This is a genomic window from Ruegeria sp. AD11(2025) (genome assembly GCF_056542405.1).
On the sequence record NZ_JBQFZU010000143.1, the window covers coordinates 1 to 636 of the forward strand.

Genomic DNA, 636 nt, shown 5'->3' on the forward strand with positions numbered 1-636 from the left:
ACCTCAAAAACAGAGTCTAATGCGGCTGAATCCGACGATCCGCCCGCAATGATCGGCTTGATGTCGTCAGCGTAGTCGCCAAAGGTCGCGGACGCCATGCGGATTTCATGGCTTTTCATCCAGTTGATGTTGTCTTTCAGCGTGTTGATTTCGCCATTATGCGCCAGCATGCGGAACGGCTGCGCCAGCCACCACTGCGGGAAGGTATTGGTTGAATACCGCTGATGGTAGATGGCAAAGGCGCTTTCGAACCGCTCATCCATCAGGTCCGGATAAAACACGGCCACCTGCTCGGCCAGCATCATGCCCTTGTAGATGATGGAACGACAGCTTAGCGACGCCAGATAGAGCCCCGAAATGCCGGCAACAGCCGCTGCCTTTTCGATGCGGCGGCGAATGACATAAAGTTCGCGCTCGAACGTATCCTCATCAACCCCCTTGCAATTCGAGATCAAAATCTGCTCGATCTCCGGCCGGGTTGCGTTGGCCTTGTCGCCCAGGCAGGTGACATCAACCGGCACGTGACGCCAGCCATAAATGTAGTAGCCCATGCGCAGAACTTCGGTCTCGACGATGGTCCGGCACTGTTCCTGTGCACCAAAATCGGTGCGTGGCAGGAACACCTGACCGACAGCG

General features: G+C 56.3%; 1 pseudogene. It reads right to left on the reverse strand.

The window, feature by feature from the left end:
- Positions 1-636, reverse strand: a pseudogene (locus ACR1XY_RS24775) (glutamate synthase large subunit); the annotation flags it as partial.